The following is a 1591-nucleotide window of genomic DNA, read 5'->3' on the forward strand; positions in this document are numbered from 1 at the left end:
TTCATCAGACAATCTGTGTGAGCACTACAAAGGCAGGTTCTTTAAGGTAAGGAGGTGATCCAACCGCAGGTTCCCCTACGGTTACCTTGTTACGACTTCACCCCAGTCATGAATCACAAAGTGGTAAGCGCCCTCCCGAAGGTTAAGCTACCTACTTCTTTTGCAACCCACTCCCATGGTGTGACGGGCGGTGTGTACAAGGCCCGGGAACGTATTCACCGTGGCATTCTGATCCACGATTACTAGCGATTCCGACTTCATGGAGTCGAGTTGCAGACTCCAATCCGGACTACGACGCACTTTATGAGGTCCGCTTGCTCTCGCGAGGTCGCTTCTCTTTGTATGCGCCATTGTAGCACGTGTGTAGCCCTACTCGTAAGGGCCATGATGACTTGACGTCATCCCCACCTTCCTCCAGTTTATCACTGGCAGTCTCCTTTGAGTTCCCGGCCGGACCGCTGGCAACAAAGGATAAGGGTTGCGCTCGTTGCGGGACTTAACCCAACATTTCACAACACGAGCTGACGACAGCCATGCAGCACCTGTCTCAGAGTTCCCGAAGGCACCAATCCATCTCTGGAAAGTTCTCTGGATGTCAAGAGTAGGTAAGGTTCTTCGCGTTGCATCGAATTAAACCACATGCTCCACCGCTTGTGCGGGCCCCCGTCAATTCATTTGAGTTTTAACCTTGCGGCCGTACTCCCCAGGCGGTCGACTTAACGCGTTAGCTCCGGAAGCCACGCCTCAAGGGCACAACCTCCAAGTCGACATCGTTTACGGCGTGGACTACCAGGGTATCTAATCCTGTTTGCTCCCCACGCTTTCGCACCTGAGCGTCAGTCTTTGTCCAGGGGGCCGCCTTCGCCACCGGTATTCCTCCAGATCTCTACGCATTTCACCGCTACACCTGGAATTCTACCCCCCTCTACAAGACTCTAGCCTGCCAGTTTCGAATGCAGTTCCCAGGTTGAGCCCGGGGATTTCACATCCGACTTGACAGACCGCCTGCGTGCGCTTTACGCCCAGTAATTCCGATTAACGCTTGCACCCTCCGTATTACCGCGGCTGCTGGCACGGAGTTAGCCGGTGCTTCTTCTGCGGGTAACGTCAATCGACAGGGTTATTAACCCTGTCGCCTTCCTCCCCGCTGAAAGTACTTTACAACCCGAAGGCCTTCTTCATACACGCGGCATGGCTGCATCAGGCTTGCGCCCATTGTGCAATATTCCCCACTGCTGCCTCCCGTAGGAGTCTGGACCGTGTCTCAGTTCCAGTGTGGCTGGTCATCCTCTCAGACCAGCTAGGGATCGTCGCCTAGGTGAGCCGTTACCCCACCTACTAGCTAATCCCATCTGGGCACATCCGATGGCAAGAGGCCCGAAGGTCCCCCTCTTTGGTCTTGCGACGTTATGCGGTATTAGCTACCGTTTCCAGTAGTTATCCCCCTCCATCAGGCAGTTTCCCAGACATTACTCACCCGTCCGCCACTCGTCAGCGAAGCAGCAAGCTGCTTCCTGTTACCGTTCGACTTGCATGTGTTAGGCCTGCCGCCAGCGTTCAATCTGAGCCATGATCAAACTCTTCAATTTAA

General features: G+C 54.4%; 1 rRNA gene. It reads right to left on the minus strand.

Going from position 1 to position 1591, the window contains the following annotated elements:
- Positions 1–47: 47 nt before the first annotated feature.
- Positions 48–1589: ribosomal RNA gene (locus CKK19_RS22195) — 16S ribosomal RNA — on the minus strand.
- Between the last annotated feature and the right edge of the window lie 2 nt (positions 1590–1591).

The sequence above is a fragment of the Enterobacter sp. CCUG 70166 genome (genome assembly GCF_020224095.1).
Lineage (GTDB): Bacteria > Pseudomonadota > Gammaproteobacteria > Enterobacterales > Enterobacteriaceae > Enterobacter > Enterobacter intestinihominis.